The following is a 19,598-nucleotide window of genomic DNA, read 5'->3' as shown; positions in this document are numbered from 1 at the left end:
AGGAAGATCGGCAGCGGCATCAGCGTCGGCGTCTCGTCCGAGGCGTAGCCGAACATCAGACCCTGGTCGCCCGCGCCCTGCCGGTCCAGCTCGTCCTCGTCGCCCTCGACGCGGGTCTCGTAGGCGGTGTCGACGCCCTGCGCGATGTCCGGGGACTGCGCGCCGATGGACACCGACACGCCGCAGGAGGCGCCGTCGAAGCCCTTCTTGGAGGAGTCGTAGCCGATCTCGAGGATCTTGCTGCGGACGAGGGTCGCGATGTCCGCGTAGGCCTTCGTCGTCACCTCGCCGGCCACGTGCACCAGGCCGGTGGTGATCAGCGTCTCGACGGCGACCCGGGAGGTCGGGTCCTCGCGCAGGAGCGCGTCGAGAATGGTGTCGCTGATCTGGTCAGCGATCTTGTCGGGGTGACCCTCGGTCACGGACTCCGAGGTGAACAGGCGACGGGACACAACGCTCCCTGGGGTTGCAGCGGCTGCTGGCTGATCATTTGCGGACGACGCGAGGGCTGCAGCCCGGCGCCGTCCGTGAACAGTTTATCGGTCGCGCTCGGCCGATGGGCCACCGTCTCGCCTGACGGGAGCGCTGTGACCTGCGGCACGGGCATTCTGCACAATGCCGGACGGCCTTGGCCAGGGCCGCCGCACGACATTGTGCCCCTGGTGCGGAGCCGTCGTGCGACCGGCACAAATCTGCCCGGACGGCCCAACCGTGACGGTCTCGGACGGCCGAACCGGAACGGTCCCGAAGGGCTGAAGCGGAACGGCCCGGGACGACGGCGCGCTCACGCCAGACGGGGGGCGACGAGGTCCCAGACGGTGTCCGCGAGGGCTTCCTTCGGCCCGTGCGGCACGTGGGTCTCGCTGCCGTCGGCGCCGAGCACGACCGCCTCGTTCTCCTCCGCACCGAAGGTCTTGCGCTCCCCGACCTCGTTGACGACGAGCAGGTCGCAGCCCTTGCGGGCGAGCTTGGCGCGGCCGTTGGCGAGGACGTCGTCGGTCTCGGCGGCGAAGCCGACGATCACCTGGCCGGGGCGGGCGCGCTCCGCGGAGATCTCCGCGAGGATGTCCGGATTGCGCACCAGGACGATCGGGGCGGGCTCCTGCCCGTCCTTCTTCTTGATCTTCCCGGTGGCGTAGGCCGAGGGGCGGAAGTCCGCGACGGCGGCGGCCATGACCACCGCGTCGGCGTCCGCCGCCGCCTTCAGGACGGCCTCGCGCAGCTGGACCGCCGTGCCGACCTGGACGACGTCCACGCCGGCCGGGTCGGGCAGGCCGGTGTTGGCCGCGATCAGCGTCACCCGGGCGCCGCGCGCCGCGGCCGTACGGGCGAGGGCGTAGCCCTGCTTTCCGGAGGAGCGGTTGCCGAGGAAGCGGACCGGATCGAGGGGCTCGCGGGTGCCGCCGGCCGAGACGACGACGTGCCTGCCCCGCAGGTCGGGCTCGGCGGCACCGCGGGCCAGCACCCGGCGGCAGACCTCGAAGATCTCCGCGGGGTCGGGCAGCCGGCCCTTGCCGGTGTCCACGCCGGTGAGGCGACCCACGGCGGGCTCGATCACGACGGCGCCGCGGCGGCGGAGCGTGGCCACGTTCTCCTGGGTGGCGGGGTGCTCCCACATCTCCGTGTGCATAGCCGGGGCGAAGACCACCGGGCAGCGGGCCGTGAGCAGCGTGTTGGTCAGCAGGTCGTCGGCGAGGCCGTGGGCGGCCTTGGCGAGCATGTCGGTCGTCGCCGGGGCCACCACGACCAGGTCGGCGTGCTGGCCGATCCGGACGTGCGGGACCTCGTGGACGTCGTCCCAGACCTCGGTGGAGACCGGGTTGCCGGACAGGGCGGACCAGGTGGCCGCACCGACGAAGTGCAGCGCTGCGGCGGTCGGCACCACGCGGACGTCGTGGCCCGACTCCGTGAACCTTCTCAGCAGCTCACAGGCCTTGTACGCGGCGATGCCACCGCTGACCCCCAGAACGACCCTCGGCTTGTCCACCGTCTCTCCCGGACTCGTGTCATGTGCGCCGGACACGAACGCACGGCTCCATCACACACCACAGGCCCGGCAGAGTGACTGCCGGGCCTGTGGATAAGTCATACGCAATCTGAAAGTAATACCGCGCGGTCCTACTGGACGGGGCCCTCGATGGCCTCGGAGGTCAGCAGACCGGCGTTGATCTCGCGCAGGGCGATCGAGAGCGGCTTCTCGTGCACGTGGGTGTCGACCAGCGGACCGACGTACTCGAGGAGGCCCTCGCCGAGCTGCGAGTAGTACGCGTTGATCTGGCGGGCACGCTTGGCCGCGTAGATCACGAGGCTGTACTTCGAGTCGGTGGCCTCGAGGAGCTCGTCGATCGGGGGGTTGATGATGCCCTCGGGCGCGGTGATGGAAGAGGACACGCTCTACCTTCCGATGGGTGGGAAAGAATCATTCATGATCACACACTCGTGATCACACAACGTCCATCAAGGCTAGCAGCTCGCGAGCCACGTCCTCGACGGAGGTGTTGACCAAGGTCGTATCGAACTCCGGCTCGGCCGCCAGCTCGGTCCTGGCCGCCTCCAGGCGGCGCTCGATGACCTCCGGCGGCTCGGTGCCCCGCCCGGTGAGCCTGCGCACCAGCTCCTCCCAGGAGGGGGGAGCCAGGAACACCAGCTGGGCGTCGGACATGGACTCCCGGACCTGCCGGGCGCCCTGGAGGTCGATCTCCAGCAGGACGGGCTCGCCGTTCTCCAGCCGCTCCAGCACGGCCGCGCGGGGCGTGCCGTAGCGGTTGCCGGCGAACTCGGCCCACTCCAGCAGCTCACCGTTGGCGATCAGCTTGTCCATCTCCTCGTCGGTGACGAAGAAGTAGTGGACTCCGTGCTGCTCGCCGGGGCGCGGCTTGCGGGTGGTCGCCGACACCGAGAGCCAGACCTCGGGGTGTTCCTTGCGCATATGGGCGACGACCGTGCTCTTGCCGACCCCCGAAGGGCCGGAGAGCACGGTCAGCCGCGGACGTTCACTCATGCAGCGATTATTCCAGCAATCCCGGAGTGCCCGGGACTCCTGGTCCGGCAAGACCCGGACTCAGGAGCCGGTGCTGCCGAACTCACGCTCCAGGGAGGCGATCTGGTTGGAACCGAGACCCCGCACACGGCGGCTCTCGGAGATGCCCAGACGCTCCATGATCTGCTTGGCGCGGACCTTGCCCACGCCCGGCAGGGACTCGAGCAGGGCGGAGACCTTCATCTTGCCGATGACGTCGTTCTCCTGGCCCTGCTTGATGACCTCGTGCAGGGAGGCGCCGGAGTGCTTGAGTCGATTCTTGACCTCGGCCCGCTCCCGGCGAGCCGCGGCGGCCTTTTCGAGCGCGGCTGCGCGCTGTTCAGGGGTAAGGGGCGGAAGAGCCACGCCTACGTCACCTCGGATGTCGAACTGTCGGATACGGACCGGTGAGGAACCTAGTCGCCCCACACCTGGGGAGCCACGAGCAACACGCTGCCCGTTCTCCCCCACTGCCTGGAAGGGCGTGGGAGGTGGCCCCACTGCTCGGAGACTAGCGGGCAAGTTCGCCAGAGTCAGCGAGAACAGCGGAAAAGTCCTGGTCAGCCTCCGCCAGGCCGGACATTTCAGACATACTGCCCCTGATTTGAGGATGTATTCACACTCAAGTCGGCTCGTCGACGGCCGGGCGGACGCCCGGCGCGGGTCTCAGGCACCCGCGACGGCGGCCTGGATCTCCTCGGCGAAGCGCTCGGCGGCCCCGCGCAGCGCGCCGGCGTCGGGACCGTGCCGCAGCACACCCCGGCTGACGTTGGGCACCACGTTGCGCACGGCCGACCGGAAGACCCCGGGGAGGTCCGCCGGGGTCGCTCCCTGGGCGCCGATGCCGGGGGCGAGGAGCGGTCCGTTGATGTCGAGGTCGTACGACGACAGGTCGCCGACCGTGGCGCCGACGACCGCGCCGAAGGAACCCAGCGGCTCCTCCCCCGCGTTCTCCGCCGCCAGGTGGGCGAGCATGGTCGCGCCGACGCTGCGCCCGTCGGCGCGCACCGCGTGCTGGACCTCGGGGCCCTCCGGGTTGGAGGTCAGGGCGAGCACGAACAGACCGGCGCCGCTCTCCCGGGCCAGCGCGACGGCGGGGCTGAGCGACCCGTAGCCGAGGTACGGCGAGACGGTGAGGGCGTCGGAGAACAGCGGGGCGTCCTTGTGCAGGAAGGCCTCGGCGTAGCCCGCCATGGTCGAGCCGATGTCGCCGCGCTTGGCGTCCATCACGACCAGCGTGCCGGCCGCGCGCGCCTCCTGGACGCACTTCTCCAGGACGGCGACACCGCGGGAGCCGAACCGCTCGAAGAAGGCGCTCTGCGGCTTCATGACGGCGACCCGGTCGGCCACCGCCTCCACGACCGTGCGGCTGAACCGCTCCAGACCGGCCACGTCGTCGTTCAGGCCCCACTCCGCGAGCAGGGAGGCGTGCGGGTCGATGCCGACGCAGAGCGGGCCCCGCTCGTCCATGGCACGGCGCAGCCGGGCGCCGAAGGGCTCCAGAACGGTCATGCGGACTTCCTCACGTCGGCGCCGACCGCGTCGGCGAGGGTGGCGTACGGGCTGGTGCGCAGGCGGGCGGCCAGGCCCTTGTGGACGGTCCGGCACCAGAAGGGGCCCTCGTAGACGAAGGCGCTGTACCCCTGGACCAGCGTGGCACCGGCCAGGATGCGCTGCCAGGCGTCCTCGGCGGTCTCGATGCCGCCGACGCCCACCAGGGTGATCCGGTCGCCCACGCGCGCGTACAGGCGGCGCAGGACCTCCAGGGAGCGCTCCTTGAGGGGGGCGCCGGACAATCCGCCGGCCTCCTTCACCAGCGAGGCCGCCGACTTCAGGCCGAGACCCTCACGCGCGATGGTGGTGTTGGTGGCGATGATGCCGTCCAGGCCCAGTTCCACGGCCAGGTCGGCGACGGCGTCGACGTCCTCGTCGGCGAGGTCGGGGGCGATCTTCACCAGCAGCGGGACGCGCCGGTTCGCGACCGTGCGGTCGGCGGCCTCGCGCACGGCCGTCAGCAGCGGCCGCAGCGCCTCCGTCGCCTGGAGGTTGCGCAGACCGGGCGTGTTCGGTGAGGAGACGTTGACGACCAGGTAGTCCGCGTAGGGGGCGAGGCGCTCGGCCGACTTCACGTAGTCGCCGACGGCCTCCTCCTCCGGGACGACCTTGGTCTTGCCGATGTTGACGCCCACGACGGTCCGGAAGACCGGCGTGCGCGTGGCCAGGCGGGCCGCCACGGCCAGCGAGCCGTCGTTGTTGAAGCCCATGCGGTTGATCAGCGCCCGGTCGGCGACGAGGCGGAACAGCCGCTTTTTGGGGTTGCCGGGCTGCGGCTCGCCGGTGACGGTGCCGATCTCGACGTGGTCGAAGCCCAGCATGGACATGCCGTCGATCGCGACGGCGTTCTTGTCGAAGCCCGCCGCGAGCCCGAAGGGGCCGTGCATGCGCAGCCCGAGGGCCTCCGTGCGCAGCTCCTTGTGGCGGGGCGCGAGGGCGGCCGCGACGAAGGTGCGCAGCACCGGGACGCGGACCGCCAGCCGGATCCAGCGGAAGGCCAGGTAGTGGGCCTTCTCGGGATCCATGCGCTTGAAGACGAGATTGAAGAAGATCTTGTACATGGATGTCCTCGTGAAGAGGGGGACACCGTTTCCGGTGTCCCCCTCGGGGCTGCTAGTCGCGGGCCGCGGTCAGGTGTTCCGCGTGTTCCTGGAGCGAGCGGACGCCCACGTCGCCGTGGTTGAGGGCGTCGATGCCCTGGACGGCCGCGGCGAGCGCCTGGACGGTCGTCAGGCACGGGACCGAGCGCGCCACGGCGGCCGTACGGATGTCGTAGCCGTCGAGGCGGCCGCCGGTGCCGTACGGGGTGTTGACGATGAGGTCGACCTCGCCGTCGTGGATGAGCTGGACGATGGTCCGCTCGCCGTTCGGGCCGGTGCCCTCGGACTGCTTGCGCACCACGGTGGCGTGGATGCCGTTGCGCTTGAGGACCTCCGCGGTGCCGGAGGTGGCGAGCAGCTCGAAGCCGTGGGCGACCAGCTCGCGCGCCGGGAAGATCATCGAGCGCTTGTCGCGGTTGGCGACCGAGATGAAGGCGCGGCCCTTGGTGGGCAGCGGGCCGTAGGCACCCGCCTGCGACTTGGCGTACGCCGTGCCGAAGACCGAGTCGATGCCCATGACCTCGCCGGTGGAGCGCATCTCCGGGCCGAGGACGGTGTCGACGCCGCGGCCCTGGATGTCGCGGAAGCGCGACCAGGGCATGACGGCCTCCTTGACGGAGATCGGCGCGTCCAGCGGCAGCTCGCCGCCGTCGCCGTTCTTCGGCAGCAGGCCCTCGGCGCGCAGCTCCGCGACGGTCGCGCCGAGCGAGATGCGGGCGGCGGCCTTGGCCAGCGGCACCGCGGTCGCTTTCGAGGTGAAGGGGACCGTACGGGAGGCGCGCGGGTTGGCCTCCAGCACGTAGAGGATGTCGCCGGCCATCGCGAACTGGATGTTGATCAGGCCGCGCACGCCGACGCCCTTGGCGATGGCCTCGGTGGAGGCGCGCAGGCGCTTGATGTCGAAGCCGCCGAGGGTGATCGGGGGCAGGGCGCACGCCGAGTCGCCGGAGTGGATGCCGGCCTCCTCGATGTGCTCCATGACGCCGCCGAGGTAGAGCTCCTCGCCGTCGTACAGGGCGTCGACGTCGATCTCGATGGCGTCGTCGAGGAAGCGGTCGACGAGGACCGGCCGGGAGGGGCTGATCTCGGTCGACTCGGCGATGTAGGCGGCGAGGCGGGTCTCGTCGTAGACGATCTCCATGCCACGGCCGCCGAGGACGTACGAGGGCCGGACCAGGACCGGGTAGCCGATCTCGTCGGCGATGGCCTTGGCCCCCTCGAAGGTGGTGGCCGTGCCGTGCTTCGGGGCCGGCAGGCCCGCCTCCTCCAGGACGCGGCCGAAGGCGCCCCGGTCCTCGGCCGCGTGGATGGCCTCGGGGGACGTGCCGACGATCGGCACGCCGTTGTCCTTGAGGGCCTGCGAGAGGCCGAGCGGGGTCTGGCCGCCGAGCTGCACGATCACACCGGCGAGCGGGCCGGCGAGGGACTCCGCGTGGACGATCTCCAGCACGTCTTCCAGCGTCAGGGGCTCGAAGTACAGGCGGTCGGAGGTGTCGTAGTCCGTCGAGACGGTCTCCGGGTTGCAGTTGACCATCACGGTCTCGTACCCGGCGTCGGACAGCGCGAAGGAGGCGTGGACGCAGGAGTAGTCGAACTCGATGCCCTGGCCGATGCGGTTCGGGCCGGAGCCCAGGATGATCACCGCGGGCTTCTCGCGGGTCGCGACCTCGGACTCCTCGTCGTAGGAGGAGTAGAAGTACGGCGTGCTCGCGGCGAACTCGGCGGCGCAGGTGTCGACCGTCTTGTAGACCGGGCGGACGCCGAGGGCGTGCCGGACCTCGCGGACGACGTCCTCGCGCAGACCGCGGATCTCGCCGATCTGCTGGTCGGAGAAGCCGTTCCGCTTGGCTTCGGCGAGCAGCTCGCCGGTCAGCTCGGGCGCGCCGGCCAGCTCGTCCGCGATCTCCTTGATCAGGAAGAGCTGGTCCACGAACCACGGGTCGATCTTCGTGTACTCGAAGATCTCCTCGGGGGTGGCGCCCGCCCGGATGGCCTGCATGACGGTGTTGATCCGGCCGTCGGTGGGTCGCACGGCCTCCCGCAGCAGGGTGTCCTTGTCGCCGGGGTCGCCGACGAAGGTGAACTGGCTCCCCTTCTTCTCCAGCGAGCGCAGCGCCTTCTGGAAGGCCTCGGGGAAGTTGCGGCCGATGGCCATGGCCTCGCCGACGGACTTCATGGTGGTGGTCAGCGTGGAGTCGGCCTGCGGGAACTTCTCGAAGGCGAAGCGGGGGGCCTTGACCACCACGTAGTCGAGCGTGGGCTCGAAGGAGGCCGGGGTCTCCCGCGTGATGTCGTTCGGGATCTCGTCCAGCGTGTAGCCGACGGCCAGCTTGGCGGCGATCTTGGCGATCGGGAAGCCGGTCGCCTTGGAGGCGAGGGCCGAGGAGCGCGACACGCGCGGGTTCATCTCGATGACGATCACACGACCGTCGTCGGGGTTCACCGCGAACTGGATGTTGCAGCCGCCGGTGTCGACGCCGACCTCGCGGATGATGGCGATGCCGACGTCACGCAGCACCTGGTACTCGCGGTCGGTCAGCGTCATCGCCGGGGCGACGGTGATCGAGTCGCCGGTGTGCACGCCCATGGGGTCGAAGTTCTCGATGGAGCAGACGACCACGACGTTGTCGTGCTTGTCGCGCATCAGCTCCAGCTCGTACTCCTTCCAGCCGAGGATGGACTCCTCCAGGAGCACCTCGGTGGTCGGGGAGAGCGTGAGGCCCTGGCCGGCGATGCGGCGCAGCTCCTCCTCGTCGTGCGCGAAGCCGGAGCCGGCGCCGCCCATGGTGAAGGACGGGCGGACCACGACCGGGTAGCCGCCGAGGGTCTCGACGCCCTCGAGGACGTCGTCCATCGTGTGGCAGATGACCGAGCGGGCGGACTCGCCGTGCCCGGTCTTGCGGCGGACCTCCTCCACGACGCCCTTGAACAGGTCGCGGTCCTCGCCCTTGTGGATGGCCTCGGGCTTGGCGCCGATCAGCTCGACGCCGTACTTCTCCAGGACGCCGTTGTCGTGCAGCGCGATGGCGGTGTTCAGGGCCGTCTGGCCGCCCAGGGTGGGCAGCAGGGCGTCGGGGCGCTCCTTGGCGATGATCTTCTCGACGAACTCCGGGGTGATCGGCTCGACGTAGGTGGCGTCGGCGATCTCCGGGTCGGTCATGATCGTCGCCGGGTTGGAGTTGACGAGGACCACGCGCAGGCCCTCGGCCTTGAGCACGCGGCACGCCTGGGTGCCGGAGTAGTCGAACTCGGCGGCCTGGCCGATGACGATCGGGCCGGAGCCGATGACCAGGACGGACTGGATATCGGTGCGCTTAGGCACGCTGGCCCTCCATCAGGGATACGAAGCGGTCGAACAGGTAGGCGGCGTCGTGCGGACCGGCTGCCGCTTCGGGGTGGTACTGGACGGAGAAGGCCGGCTGGTCGAGCAGCTGGAGCCCCTCCACGACGTTGTCGTTCAGGCAGACGTGCGAGACCTCGGCGCGGCCGAACTCGGTGTCGCTGACCTTGTCGAGCGGCGCGTCGACGGCGAAGCCGTGGTTGTGCGCGGTGACCTCGACCTTGCCGGTCGTCCGGTCCTGGACCGGCTGGTTGATGCCCCGGTGGCCGTACTTCAGCTTGTAGGTGCCGAAGCCGAGGGCGCGGCCGAGGATCTGGTTGCCGAAGCAGATGCCGAACAGCGGCGTCTTCCGCTCCAGGACGGCGCTCATCAGCGCGACCGGGCCGTCGGCGGTCGCCGGGTCGCCGGGTCCGTTGGAGAAGAACACACCGTCCGGGCCGACGGCGTAGACGTCCTCGGCCGAGGCCGTGGCCGGGAGTACGTGCACCTCGATGCCGCGCTCGGCCATGCGGTGCGGGGTCATGCCCTTGATGCCGAGGTCGATGGCGGCGACGGTGAAGCGCTTCTCGCCGACCGCGGGGACGACGTACGCCTCCTTCGTCGCGACCTCCTCGTAGAGGCTCGCGCCCTTCATGTGCGGCTGGGACTGCACGCGCGCGAGGAGCTCGGACTCGGGGGCGATCGCCTCGCCGGAGAAGATGCCGGCGCGCATGGAGCCGCGCTCGCGCAGGTGGCGGGTGAGGGCGCGGGTGTCGATCCCGCTGATGCCGACGACGCCCTGGGCGACCAGCGCGTCGTCCAGGGAGCGCTTGGCGCGCCAGTTGGACGGCACGCGCGCGGGGTCGCGCACGACGTAGCCGGAAACCCAGATGCGCGCGGACTCGTCGTCCTCGTCGTTCCAGCCGGTGTTGCCGATCTGGGGGGCGGTCGCGACGACGATCTGCCGGTCGTACGACGGGTCGGTGAGGGTCTCCTGGTAGCCGGTCATGCCGGTGGAGAACACGGCCTCGCCGAAGGTCTCCCCCACGGCCCCGTAGGCACGGCCGCGGAAGGTGCGGCCGTCCTCCAGGACGAGTACGGCGGGAGTCTTCGCGGCTCCCCTGGTGGAGGTCGTCATCGTGCGCCTTCCGTGTCGTTGGTCATCTGGTTCAGGGTGTCGACCCATGCGGTGTGCTCGGCCGAGCGGTCGGAGCGGAAGCCGGAGTCGATCAGCTTGTCGCCGTGCGCCCAGGTCACCACCAGCAGTCCGCCCTCGGTGAGGACCTTGCCGGCGATGCCCTTGTCGAGCCGGGCGCCGCGCAGCGCGGCGGTGGGGACGAAGAAGTCGGTCGCTCCGGGACGCTCGACCTCCAGGCCCTCGTCGGTCAGGGTGAGCTCGGCCCGGCTGCGGGTGCCGAGGCCGTGGGCCACGATGCGGTCCAGCCACTGCCCGGCGGTGGTGGAGCCGTGGTAGCGGCCGCTCATGCTCAGTCTCACCGGGCCGGTCTCGTCCGGCGCGGCGGGCAGGGCCGGGAGGTCGCCCTGGAGGGTGCCGCGCCACTTCCAGCCCTCGCGCATCAGCCAGTAGACGAGCGCGACGAAGAGGGCGAGTCCGACCAACCAGCCGATACGGCCGGGCGAGTTGGTGACGTCGGCCGACTTCTCGGCCTCGGCCAGCAGGATTACAGGTGTCACGTGAGCTTCCCGTCGACGAGCGTGGCCTTGCCCCGCAGCCACGTGTGCGTCACACGGCCCGGCAGCTCACGCCCCTGGTACGGGGTGTTGCGGCTGCGCGAGGCGAAGCCCGCGGGGTCCACCGGGCCACGGTATTCCGTGTCGACGAGGGTGAGGTTGGCGGGCTCACCTGCCGAGACGGGACGTCCATGGCCGGCGGCCTGTCCGATCTGCGCGGGCCTGGCGGACATGCGGTCGGCCACGCCGGCCCAGTCCAGCAGGCCCGTGGCGACCATCGTCTCCTGGACCACCGACAGCGCGGTCTCCAGGCCCACCATGCCCATGGCGGCCGCGGCCCACTCGCAGTCCTTGTCCTCGTGCGGGTGCGGGGCGTGGTCGGTGGCGACGATGTCGATCGTGCCGTCGGCGAGCGCCTCGCGCAGGGCGTGCACGTCCCGCTCGGTGCGCAGCGGCGGGTTGACCTTGTAGACGGGGTTGTAGGAGCGCACCAGCTCGTCGGTGAGGAGCAGGTGGTGCGGGGTGACCTCGGCGGTGACCTGGATGCCGCGGGACTTGGCCCAGCGGACGATCTCCACCGAGCCGGCGGTCGAGAGGTGGCAGATGTGGACGCGGGAGCCGACGTGCTCGGCGAGCAGGACGTCCCGCGCGATGATCGACTCCTCGGCGACGGCCGGCCAGCCGCCGAGGCCCAGCTCGGCGGAGACGACGCCCTCGTTCATCTGGGCGCCCTCGGTCAGCCGCGGCTCCTGCGCGTGCTGGGCGACGACGCCGCCGAAGGCCTTCACGTACTCCAGGGCGCGGCGCATGATCACGGCGTCGTCCACGCACTTGCCGTCGTCGGAGAAGACGGTGACGCCGGCCGCGGACTCGTGCATGGCGCCCAGCTCGGCGAGCTTCTTGCCCTCCAGGCCGACGGTGACGGCGCCGATGGGCTGCACGTCGCAGTAGCCGTGGTCGCGGCCGAGCCGGTAGACCTGCTCGACCACGCCGGCGGTGTCGGCGACCGGGAAGGTGTTGGCCATGGCGAAGACGGCGGTGTAGCCGCCGCTCGCCGCGGCACGGGTGCCGGTGAGGACGGTCTCGGAGTCCTCGCGGCCCGGCTCGCGCAGATGGGTGTGCAGGTCGACCAGGCCCGGCAGCAGCACCTGGCCGGCCGCCTCGACGACCTCGGCGCCCTCGGCGGACAGCCCGGTGCCCACCTCGGCGATGGTCTCGCCGTCGATCAGGACGTCCTGCGGCTCGCCGCCGAGCACCTTCGCACCACGGATCAGGATCTTGCTCATGCTGGTTACTTCTCCTCGGAACCGGTGGGGCGGGTGACGGCGGGTTCGTTGCCGCCGAGCAGCAGGTACAGGACGGCCATCCGGATGGAGACGCCGTTGGCGACCTGCTCGATGGCGGTGCAGCGGTCGGAGTCGGCGACCTCGGCGGTGATCTCCATGCCGCGGACCATGGGGCCGGGGTGCATCACGATGGCGTGCTCGGGCAGCTTGGCCATGCGGTCGCCGTTGAGGCCGTAGCGCCGGGCGTACTCGCGCTCGGTCGGGAAGAAGGCCGCGTTCATGCGCTCGCGCTGGACCCGGAGCATCATCACCGCGTCGCACTTGGGCAGGGTGCTGTCGAGGTCGTACGACACCTCGCAGGGCCAGTTCTCGACGCCGACCGGCACCAGGGTGGGCGGGGCGACCAGGGTGACCTCGGCGCCGAGGGTGTGCAGCAGGTCGACGTTGGAGCGGGCCACCCGGCTGTGCAGGACGTCCCCGACGACGGTGATCCGCCTGCCGGACAGGTCCTGGCCGAGTCCGGCGTCCCGGCCGACCAGCCGGCGGCGCATGGTGAAGGCGTCCAGCAGGGCCTGGGTCGGGTGCTGGTGGGTGCCGTCGCCGGCGTTGATGACCGCGGCGTCGACCCAGCCGGAGTTGGCCAGGCGGTAGGGGGCACCGGAGGCGCCGTGCCGGATGACGACGGCGTCCACGCCCATCGCCTCCAGGGTCTGGGCGGTGTCCTTCAGGGACTCGCCCTTGGACACCGAGGACCCCTTGGCGGAGAAGTTGATCACGTCCGCGGAGAGGCGCTTCTCGGCGGCCTCGAAGGAGATCCGGGTGCGGGTGGAGTCCTCGAAGAAGAGGTTGACGATCGTGCGGCCGCGCAGGGTCGGCAGCTTCTTGATGGGCCGGTCGGCCACCCGGGCCATCTCCTCGGCGGTGTCGAGGATCAGGACGGCGTCGTCGCGGGTGAGGTCGGCGGCCGAGATGAGATGACGCTGCATCTGTCAGGCTCCGTAAGGCAGTTCATTCGGGAGATATGGGGCAAACGGGCGCGGGTGCGGGCACGCCGAAGCGGCCCGGCGCCTGAGTTGCTACTGGTCGGCCTTCACACCGAGCAGCACGGTGTCGCGACCGTCCTCCTCGGCGAGCTGGACCTTGACCGTCTCCCGCAGCGACGTGGGGAGGTTCTTGCCGACGTAGTCGGCGCGGATGGGCAGTTCACGGTGGCCGCGGTCGACCAGGACCGCGAGCTGGACCGCGCGCGGGCGCCCGATGTCGTTCAGGGCGTCGAGGGCGGCGCGGATGGTACGGCCGGAGAAGAGCACGTCGTCGACGAGGACGACGAGCTTGCCGTCGAGGCCGTCACCGGGGATCTCGGTGCGGGCCAGCGCACGCGGCGGGTGCATGCGCAGGTCGTCGCGGTACATGGTGATGTCGAGCGAGCCGACGGGGACCTTGCGGTCGGTGATCTGCTCCAGCTTGGCGGCGAGCCGCTGGGCGAGGAAGACGCCGCGGGTCGGGATGCCGAGGAGCACCACGTCGTCCGCGCCCCTGGCGCGCTCGACGATCTCGTGGGCGATGCGGGTCAGCACCCGCGCGATGTCGGGACCCTCGAGAACGGGTCGCGCATCGGCTGCCTGTGCGCTGGCGTGCGTGTCCATACGAAACGGACCTCCTTCTCCGCCTCACGGGACGGACCTTAAAGGACGTCGGATTTGCGCCATCCACCGTACCAGGTCCCCGGGAGGTCTCGATCACCCGCTTGGCCTAATCAGTCGGCACCACCACGGAAGAGTCGGGGTGGACCATTCGGCTTGACGCATGAGAGTCACGCTGCGTAACCTCACAGTGAGTTACCAGCCGCGCGGCGGGAAGACAGCCGGCCGCGTCGACACAGTGTCCGGGGAGCTATATGTCCAGCGAATACGCCAAACAGCTCGGGGCCAAGCTCCGGGCCATCCGCACCCAGCAGGGCCTTTCCCTCCACGGTGTCGAGGAGAAGTCCCAGGGTCGCTGGAAGGCCGTGGTGGTCGGTTCCTACGAGCGCGGTGACCGTGCCGTGACCGTCCAGCGTCTCGCCGAGCTGGCCGATTTCTATGGTGTCCCGGTGCAGGAACTGCTGCCGGGCACCACGCCTGGCGGTGCCGCCGAGCCGCCGCCGAAGCTCGTCCTGGACCTTGAGCGGCTCGCCACGGTGCCGGCCGAGAAGGCAGGCCCGCTGCAGCGCTACGCGGCGACGATCCAGTCCCAGCGGGGCGACTACAACGGCAAGGTGCTGTCGATCCGCCAGGACGACCTGCGCACCCTCGCCGTCATCTACGACCAGTCCCCCTCGGTCCTCACCGAGCAGCTGATCAGCTGGGGCGTCCTGGACGCGGACGCGCGCCGCGCGGTGGCCACGCACGAAGACGCCTGACCCCGCCGAACACCTCAGCAGAAACGTGCCGCCGGGGCGGCCGGAACCATGTGGTTCCGGCCGCCCCGGCGGCGTTTCACGACAGCGGAGGCGCGCCCCTGGTACCGGAACGCCGGGAGGGCACCCCGCGGCGGCCACGGGGCCGCTCCCGGCACCGGCAGGCCGCGGACACGCCTGAGGGGCGCGGAGGACTGCGCGACAGGCCGCGGACGACCCGCGGCCGGCGTACTGCAGTCTCCCGGCGCCCCTCGTACGACGTCGGCCGCCCCGGCGGGGCGGTGGGGTCAGGCCCGGCGGAGCGTGGGCTTCAGTTCCTTCAGGCGCCCCAGCAGGCCGTTGACGAACGCGGGCGAGTCGTCCGTCGAGAACTCCTTCGCCAGCTGCACCATCTCGTCCAGGACGACGGCGTCCGGGGTCTCGTCGACCCAGATCAGCTCGTACGCGCCCAGCCGCAGGATGTTGCGGTCGACGACCGGCATCCGGTCGAGCGTCCAGCCCACGGCGTACTGGGCGATCAGCTCGTCGATGCGCCGCGCGTGCTCCGCGTAGCCCTCGACCAGCTGCATCGTGTACTCGCTGACCGGCGGCTGCCGCGTGTCGGACCGGGAGAGCCGGATCCAGTCCGCGAGGACCGTCAGGACGTCGGCGCCGCGCTGGTCGCCCTCGAAGAGGATCTGGAAGGCGCGCTTGCGGGCCGTGTTGCGGGCAGCCACGGTTAGCTGTTCACCCGGCCGAGGTAGTCGCTGCTGCGGGTGTCGACCTTGATCTTCTCACCGGTGGTGATGAAGAGCGGGACCTGGATCTGGTGGCCGGTCTCCAGGGTGGCGGGCTTGGTGCCACCGGTGGAGCGGTCGCCCTGGACGCCCGGCTCGGTCTCCTGGACCACCAGCTCGACGGCGGCCGGCAGCTCGACGAAGAGCACCTCGCCCTCGTGCCGGGCGACGGTGGCCGTGAAGCCCTCGATAAGGAAGTTGGCGGCGTCGCCGACGGCCTTGCGGTCGACCATCAGCTGGTCGTACGTCTCCATGTCCATGAAGACGAAGTACTCGCCGTCCATGTACGAGAACTGCATGTCGCGCTTGTCGACAGTGGCCGTCTCGACCTTGACGCCGGCGTTGAAGGTCTTGTCGACGACCTTGCCGGAGAGCACGTTCTTGAGCTTGGTGCGCACGAAGGCCGGGCCCTTGCCGGGCTTGACGTGCTGGAACTCGACGACGGACCAGAGCTGGCCGCCTTCGAGCTTGAGCACCATGCCGTTCTTGAGGTCGTTCGTGGAAGCCACGGTTGCGGAATCTCCTGGACTGACGTACGACCCCGGGTCTCGCGCCCAGCGAGAGGCTAGAGCGCGAGCAGCTCCTTGGTCGTGATGGTGAGTAGCTCGGGTCCGCCGTCCGCCTCGGGGCGTACGACGAGCGTGTCATCGATCCGGACACCGCCCCGGCCCGGGAGGTGGACCCCCGGTTCGACGGTGACCGGCACGCAAGCGTCCAGTTTACCCATGGCCGCGGGGGCCAGCTGCGGGTCCTCGTCGATTTCGAGTCCGACACCGTGTCCGGTCAGCGGTGGCAGTGCTTCCGCATAGCCGGCGGAGTCCAGGACCTGCCGTGCCGCGCGGTCGACGTCCCGGTAGGCGGCACCCGGCGCCAGGGACTCGCGTCCGGAGCGCTGAGCGGCGAAGACCAGGTCGTAGAGCTCGATCTGCCAGTCGGCGGGCGAGGTCCCGATGACGAAGGTGCGGCCGATCTCGCAGCGGTAGCCGCGGTAGGTGGCGCCCAGGCAGACGGAGAGGAAGTCGCCCTCCTCCACCCGCCGGTCGGTGGGGCGGTGACCGCGCCGGCCGGAGTGCGGTCCGGTGGCCACGGAGGTGGGGAAGGCCGGGCCGTCGGCGCCGTGGTCGACCAGGCGCCGCTCCAGCTCCAGCGCCAGGTGCCGCTCGGTGCGGCCGACCAGGATGGACTCCAGCAGCTCGCCGAGCGCCTGGTCGGCGATCTCCGCGCCGATGCGCAGGCAGGAGATCTCCTCCTCGTCCTTGACGACCCTGAGCTGTTCCACGGCCCCGCCGATGTCGGCGAGACGCACGGCGGGGGCGACCGCCGTCAGCGTTCTGTGCCGGGCCACGGTGAGGTGGTGTTCCTCCACCGCCAGGGAATCGGCGCCCTGGGCCGCGGCGAGACCGGCCGCGGCGACCGCGGCGTCACCGGCCGGCGTGGGCAGGACGTGCAGCCGCAGGTTCTCGTCGGGCCGGCCTTCGTAGGGGCGGTCCTCGGGTGGGCCGGCGCAGACGAGCAGGTCCTCGCGCCTGCCGAGGAGCAGGACGGCGCCCCGAGGGGCTGCGGCCGCGAGATAGCGCACGTTGGCGGGGCGGGTGACGAGCGCTGCCGCGGTACCGGCCGCGTTGAAGTGTTCCCTCAGGCGGGATCGGCGGTTCGCGTACACCTCTGACATGAGATGAGCGTAGGAGTTTTGACCGATTTGTGCCGGTTGGGTGGGGCCGAGTGGGGTTCGTGCGGAGATCCGCGCCCCCGGCTCACCAGCTCGGCGGGCTCGCGATCGCCCTGGCCAGGACCTCGTCCAGCACCCGCGCGGTGCCCGGGACGTCGAGCTGGGAGTTGTCGATGATCGGGAGGCCCGAGCCGTACCAGCCGGCCATGCGGCCGTGGATGCGGGCCACCTCCTCGTCGGTGAGACGGCGGTTGCCGGAGCGCTCCGCGTTGCGCTCCAGGACGATGTCCAGGCCCGGCAGCAGGACGACCGGCAGCAGCCCGGGACCCACGTGGCGCTTCCAGCCGCCGAGCCCGACGACCGGACGGTCCGGGAAGACGGCGTCGTCCAGGATGCAGGAGATGCCGTTGGCCAGGAAGTTGCGGGCGGCGAAGCCGCAGGTGCGGCGGGCCAGGCGGTACTGGGCCTCGGAGTTGTCGTTCCAGCCGGTCTGGGGGTCGGCGAAGCCCGAGCGGACCCATTCGCGGACGTCGTCCAGGCTGATGTGGGCGGTGGGGACGCGCCGGTGGTCCGCCCAGTACTTGGCCACGCTCGTCTTGCCCGCGCCCGCCGGTCCGATCAGCAGGACGGCCAGGGTCGTGGCCGTCGGGTCCGGGACCACCGCGGCGGGCGGCGCCATGGGCACTCCGACCGGACCGCCGGGTGGCAGGGACAGGTGACCGGTGGTATCCGGGGCCGCGTGAGCGGGGGTGTGCGGCGGGGGCGGCGGCACGGGAGCGGACGCGGCCGGGAAGCTCGGCGCCGGGGGTGGCGGGGGGACGGGTGCGGGCCCCTGGGAGCTGCCCTGATGCGGGCCCGGGTGGTGTCCGGCCGGCGCCCAGCCGGCGTGCGGCACCTGCCCCGGCCGGTGGGGCGGAGGCAGCTCAGACCCCACTGCGTGCTGCATCCGTTGCCACTCCGTCTCGTCGCTCGGCTCGTCCGCCGCCGGGGCGCCCGAGGCGCGGTCGCGCCCCTCCGGCACACCCGCTGCGGGCAGTTGGTGCTGGCAGCGGGGGTACACCCCGCGCCGTACCGAACGGTACCGTCCCCGGCCGTCGTTTGGTGAAACGGCCGGGGGCGGCCCGAAGTGCCCGTTCCGCAAGGGAAATCGGACCGAGGGAAAACGGGCGTACGGAACAGTGCGGGACCTACTGGCCCACTTCTCCGTAGGCGGCGAGCAGGACGGCCGGGTCGGGGCCCTCCAGGACGGTCGGCTTGCCGAGCGAGTCGAGGACGATGAAGCGCAGCAGGTCGCCGCGCGACTTCTTGTCGACCTTCATCGCCTCCAGCAGCTTGGGCCACTGGTCGTAGCGGTAGTGCAGCGGCAGGCCGACGGACTCCAGGACCGTGCGGTGCCGGTCCGCGGTCGCGTCGTCCAAACGGCCCGCGAGACGGCCCAGTTCGGCGGCGAAGTGCATGCCGACCGCGACCGCGGCGCCGTGCCGCCACTTGTAGCGCTCGTTCTTCTCGATGGCGTGGCCGAGCGTGTGACCGTAGTTGAGGATCTCCCGCAGACCCGACTCCTTCAGGTCCGAGGAGACGACCTCCGCCTTCACCCGGATCGACCGCTCGATCAGCTCGGCCGTGTGCGGACCCGCCGGGGTCCGGGCGGCCTCGGGGTCGGACTCGATCAGCTCCAGGATCACCGGGTCGGCGATGAAGCCCGCCTTGATGACCTCCGCGAGACCGGAGACGTAGTCGTGCACCGGCAGGGAGTCCAGCGCGGCCAGGTCGCACAGCACACCGGCCGGCGGGTGGAAGGCGCCCACCAGGTTCTTGCCCTCGGCGGTGTTGATGCCGGTCTTGCCGCCGACCGCCGCGTCGACCATCGCCAGCACGGTGGTCGGGACGGCGATCCAGCGCACCCCGCGCAGCCAGGTCGCGGCCACGAAACCGGCCAGGTCCGTGGTCGCGCCGCCGCCCACGCCGACGACGACGTCGGTGCGCGTGAAGCCGGACTGGCCCAGCGCCTTCCAGCAGTAGGCGGCGACCTCGGCGGTCTTGGCCTCCTCCGCGTTGGGCACCTGGATCGCGACGGCCTCGTAGCCCTGCCCGGCCAGGTCGGCGCGGAGCGCGTCGCCGGTCTCGGCCAGCGCCTCCGGGTGGATCACCGCCACCCGCTTGGCCCTCGGTCCGATCAGCCCGGCCAGCTCGCCCAGGAGTTGCCGGCCGACCAGCACCTCGTAGGAGTCGGTCCCGGCGCTGCCGGCGACCTGGATCCGGGTGACTGACTCGCTCATGCTTCCTTCAACTCCAGTGCGTCCAGCGCTGCTCGGGTGACCTCTTCGGGGGTGCGGCCGTCCGTCGCCACGACGGCGGTGGCGACCTCCTCGTACAGGTGCCGCCGCGCCTCCATCAGCTCGCGCCACTGCTTGCGCGGGTTGACCGACAGCAGCGGGCGGGCCACGTTGAGGCCGGTGCGCCTGACGGCCTCCTCCACGTCCATGGAGAGGTAGACCACCCGGTGCCCGGCGAGCAGCGCCCGCGTCTCCGCGTCGAGGACGGCACCGCCGCCGAGCGCGAGGACGCCCTCGTGCCCGGTGAGCGCGTCCCGCACCGCCCGCTTCTCGATGGCGCGGAAGGCGGACTCGCCCTCCCCCACGAAGATGTCGGCGATGCTGCGGCCCTCGGCGGCCACGATGTCCTCGTCGGTGTCCCGGAACCCGGTGCCGAGCCGCTCGGCCAGCAGCCGGCCCACGGTGGACTTGCCCACGCCCATCGGACCGACGAGTACGAGAGCAGGCAC

General features: G+C 71.1%; 20 protein-coding genes. 1 reads left to right on the top strand and 19 read right to left on the bottom strand.

Translation table 11 applies throughout. The features are described from left to right. From ACF08B_RS27180 to pyrR, 13 genes are all read right to left on the bottom strand, one after another. Positions 1–452: S-adenosylmethionine synthetase N-terminal domain-containing protein (locus ACF08B_RS27180; protein ID WP_392319795.1), on the bottom strand; the 452-nt coding region annotated here is incomplete at its 3' end. A 332-nt stretch (positions 453–784) separates the two neighbouring features. Beyond that, complete coding sequence (gene coaBC, locus ACF08B_RS27175) at positions 785–1,987, bottom strand: bifunctional phosphopantothenoylcysteine decarboxylase/phosphopantothenate--cysteine ligase CoaBC (RefSeq protein WP_392319794.1); 1,203 nt, start codon at positions 1,985–1,987, stop codon at positions 785–787. A 131-nt stretch (positions 1,988–2,118) separates the two neighbouring features. After that, positions 2,119–2,391 (bottom strand): DNA-directed RNA polymerase subunit omega, encoded by a 273-nt coding sequence (gene rpoZ / locus ACF08B_RS27170; RefSeq protein ID WP_030810584.1) that lies wholly within the window; start codon positions 2,389–2,391, stop codon positions 2,119–2,121. A 52-nt stretch (positions 2,392–2,443) separates the two neighbouring features. After that, complete coding sequence (gene gmk, locus ACF08B_RS27165; RefSeq protein ID WP_031174486.1) at positions 2,444–3,001, bottom strand: guanylate kinase; 558 nt, start codon at positions 2,999–3,001, stop codon at positions 2,444–2,446. Between the two features lie 60 nt (positions 3,002–3,061). Beyond that, the gene (locus ACF08B_RS27160) at positions 3,062–3,385 is read right to left on the bottom strand and encodes an integration host factor (RefSeq protein ID WP_003977346.1); all 324 of its coding nucleotides are present in this window, start codon (positions 3,383–3,385) and stop codon (positions 3,062–3,064) included. Between the two features lie 300 nt (positions 3,386–3,685). Then, the gene (pyrF, locus tag ACF08B_RS27155; protein ID WP_073899391.1) at positions 3,686–4,531 is read right to left on the bottom strand and encodes an orotidine-5'-phosphate decarboxylase; all 846 of its coding nucleotides are present in this window, start codon (positions 4,529–4,531) and stop codon (positions 3,686–3,688) included. Further along, positions 4,528–5,634, bottom strand: a complete 1,107-nt coding sequence (locus tag ACF08B_RS27150) for a quinone-dependent dihydroorotate dehydrogenase (RefSeq protein WP_392319793.1) — start codon at positions 5,632–5,634, stop codon at positions 4,528–4,530. The genes pyrF and ACF08B_RS27150 overlap by 4 nt, the downstream gene beginning before the upstream one ends. A gap of 52 nt (positions 5,635–5,686) precedes the next feature. Then, positions 5,687–8,995: a carbamoyl-phosphate synthase large subunit gene (carB, locus tag ACF08B_RS27145; protein WP_392319792.1), complete on the bottom strand. Its 3,309-nt coding sequence runs from the start codon at positions 8,993–8,995 to the stop codon at positions 5,687–5,689. Then, the gene (gene carA, locus ACF08B_RS27140; RefSeq protein ID WP_392319791.1) at positions 8,988–10,130 is read right to left on the bottom strand and encodes a glutamine-hydrolyzing carbamoyl-phosphate synthase small subunit; all 1,143 of its coding nucleotides are present in this window, start codon (positions 10,128–10,130) and stop codon (positions 8,988–8,990) included. Before carA ends, carB begins: the two co-directional genes overlap by 8 nt. Next, the gene (locus ACF08B_RS27135) at positions 10,127–10,687 is read right to left on the bottom strand and encodes a hypothetical protein (protein ID WP_392319790.1); all 561 of its coding nucleotides are present in this window, start codon (positions 10,685–10,687) and stop codon (positions 10,127–10,129) included. Before ACF08B_RS27135 ends, carA begins: the two co-directional genes overlap by 4 nt. Then, complete coding sequence (locus ACF08B_RS27130) at positions 10,684–11,970, bottom strand: dihydroorotase (RefSeq protein ID WP_392319789.1); 1,287 nt, start codon at positions 11,968–11,970, stop codon at positions 10,684–10,686. The genes ACF08B_RS27135 and ACF08B_RS27130 overlap by 4 nt, the downstream gene beginning before the upstream one ends. A gap of 5 nt (positions 11,971–11,975) precedes the next feature. Next, complete coding sequence (locus ACF08B_RS27125; RefSeq protein ID WP_392319788.1) at positions 11,976–12,956, bottom strand: aspartate carbamoyltransferase catalytic subunit; 981 nt, start codon at positions 12,954–12,956, stop codon at positions 11,976–11,978. A gap of 90 nt (positions 12,957–13,046) precedes the next feature. Next, entirely contained in the window at positions 13,047–13,616 is a 570-nt protein-coding gene (pyrR, locus tag ACF08B_RS27120) for a bifunctional pyr operon transcriptional regulator/uracil phosphoribosyltransferase PyrR (RefSeq protein WP_392319787.1), read from the bottom strand. A gap of 251 nt (positions 13,617–13,867) precedes the next feature. Here pyrR and bldD point away from each other — a divergent pair, with 251 nt between their 5' ends. After that, on the top strand, positions 13,868–14,371 hold the full coding sequence (gene bldD / locus ACF08B_RS27115; protein WP_020938842.1) for a transcriptional regulator BldD: 504 nt from the start codon (positions 13,868–13,870) through the stop codon (positions 14,369–14,371). Between the two features lie 284 nt (positions 14,372–14,655). Here bldD and nusB read toward each other — a convergent pair whose 3' ends face one another. From nusB to ACF08B_RS27085, 6 genes are all read right to left on the bottom strand, one after another. Then, complete coding sequence (gene nusB, locus ACF08B_RS27110) at positions 14,656–15,084, bottom strand: transcription antitermination factor NusB (RefSeq protein WP_392319786.1); 429 nt, start codon at positions 15,082–15,084, stop codon at positions 14,656–14,658. Between the two features lie 2 nt (positions 15,085–15,086). Then, positions 15,087–15,653, bottom strand: coding sequence for an elongation factor P (efp, locus tag ACF08B_RS27105; protein ID WP_392319785.1), 567 nt, complete (start codon positions 15,651–15,653; stop codon positions 15,087–15,089). A gap of 56 nt (positions 15,654–15,709) precedes the next feature. Beyond that, positions 15,710–16,816, bottom strand: coding sequence for an aminopeptidase P family protein (locus tag ACF08B_RS27100; RefSeq protein ID WP_392319784.1), 1,107 nt, complete (start codon positions 16,814–16,816; stop codon positions 15,710–15,712). 82 nt (positions 16,817–16,898) lie between these two features. Beyond that, positions 16,899–17,759, bottom strand: a complete 861-nt coding sequence (locus ACF08B_RS27095; RefSeq protein ID WP_392319783.1) for a Pro-rich N-terminal domain-containing protein — start codon at positions 17,757–17,759, stop codon at positions 16,899–16,901. A gap of 241 nt (positions 17,760–18,000) precedes the next feature. After that, positions 18,001–19,092 (bottom strand): 3-dehydroquinate synthase, encoded by a 1,092-nt coding sequence (gene aroB, locus ACF08B_RS27090; protein WP_392319782.1) that lies wholly within the window; start codon positions 19,090–19,092, stop codon positions 18,001–18,003. Then, positions 19,089–19,571, bottom strand: a complete 483-nt coding sequence (locus tag ACF08B_RS27085; RefSeq protein ID WP_093479188.1) for a shikimate kinase — start codon at positions 19,569–19,571, stop codon at positions 19,089–19,091. The genes aroB and ACF08B_RS27085 overlap by 4 nt, the downstream gene beginning before the upstream one ends. Between the last annotated feature and the right edge of the window lie 27 nt (positions 19,572–19,598).

The organism is Streptomyces sp. NPDC015139 (assembly GCF_043079785.1).
Taxonomy (GTDB): Bacteria; Actinomycetota; Actinomycetes; order Streptomycetales; family Streptomycetaceae; genus Streptomyces; species Streptomyces albidocamelliae.
This window is presented reverse-complemented; position numbering and strand designations above follow the sequence as displayed.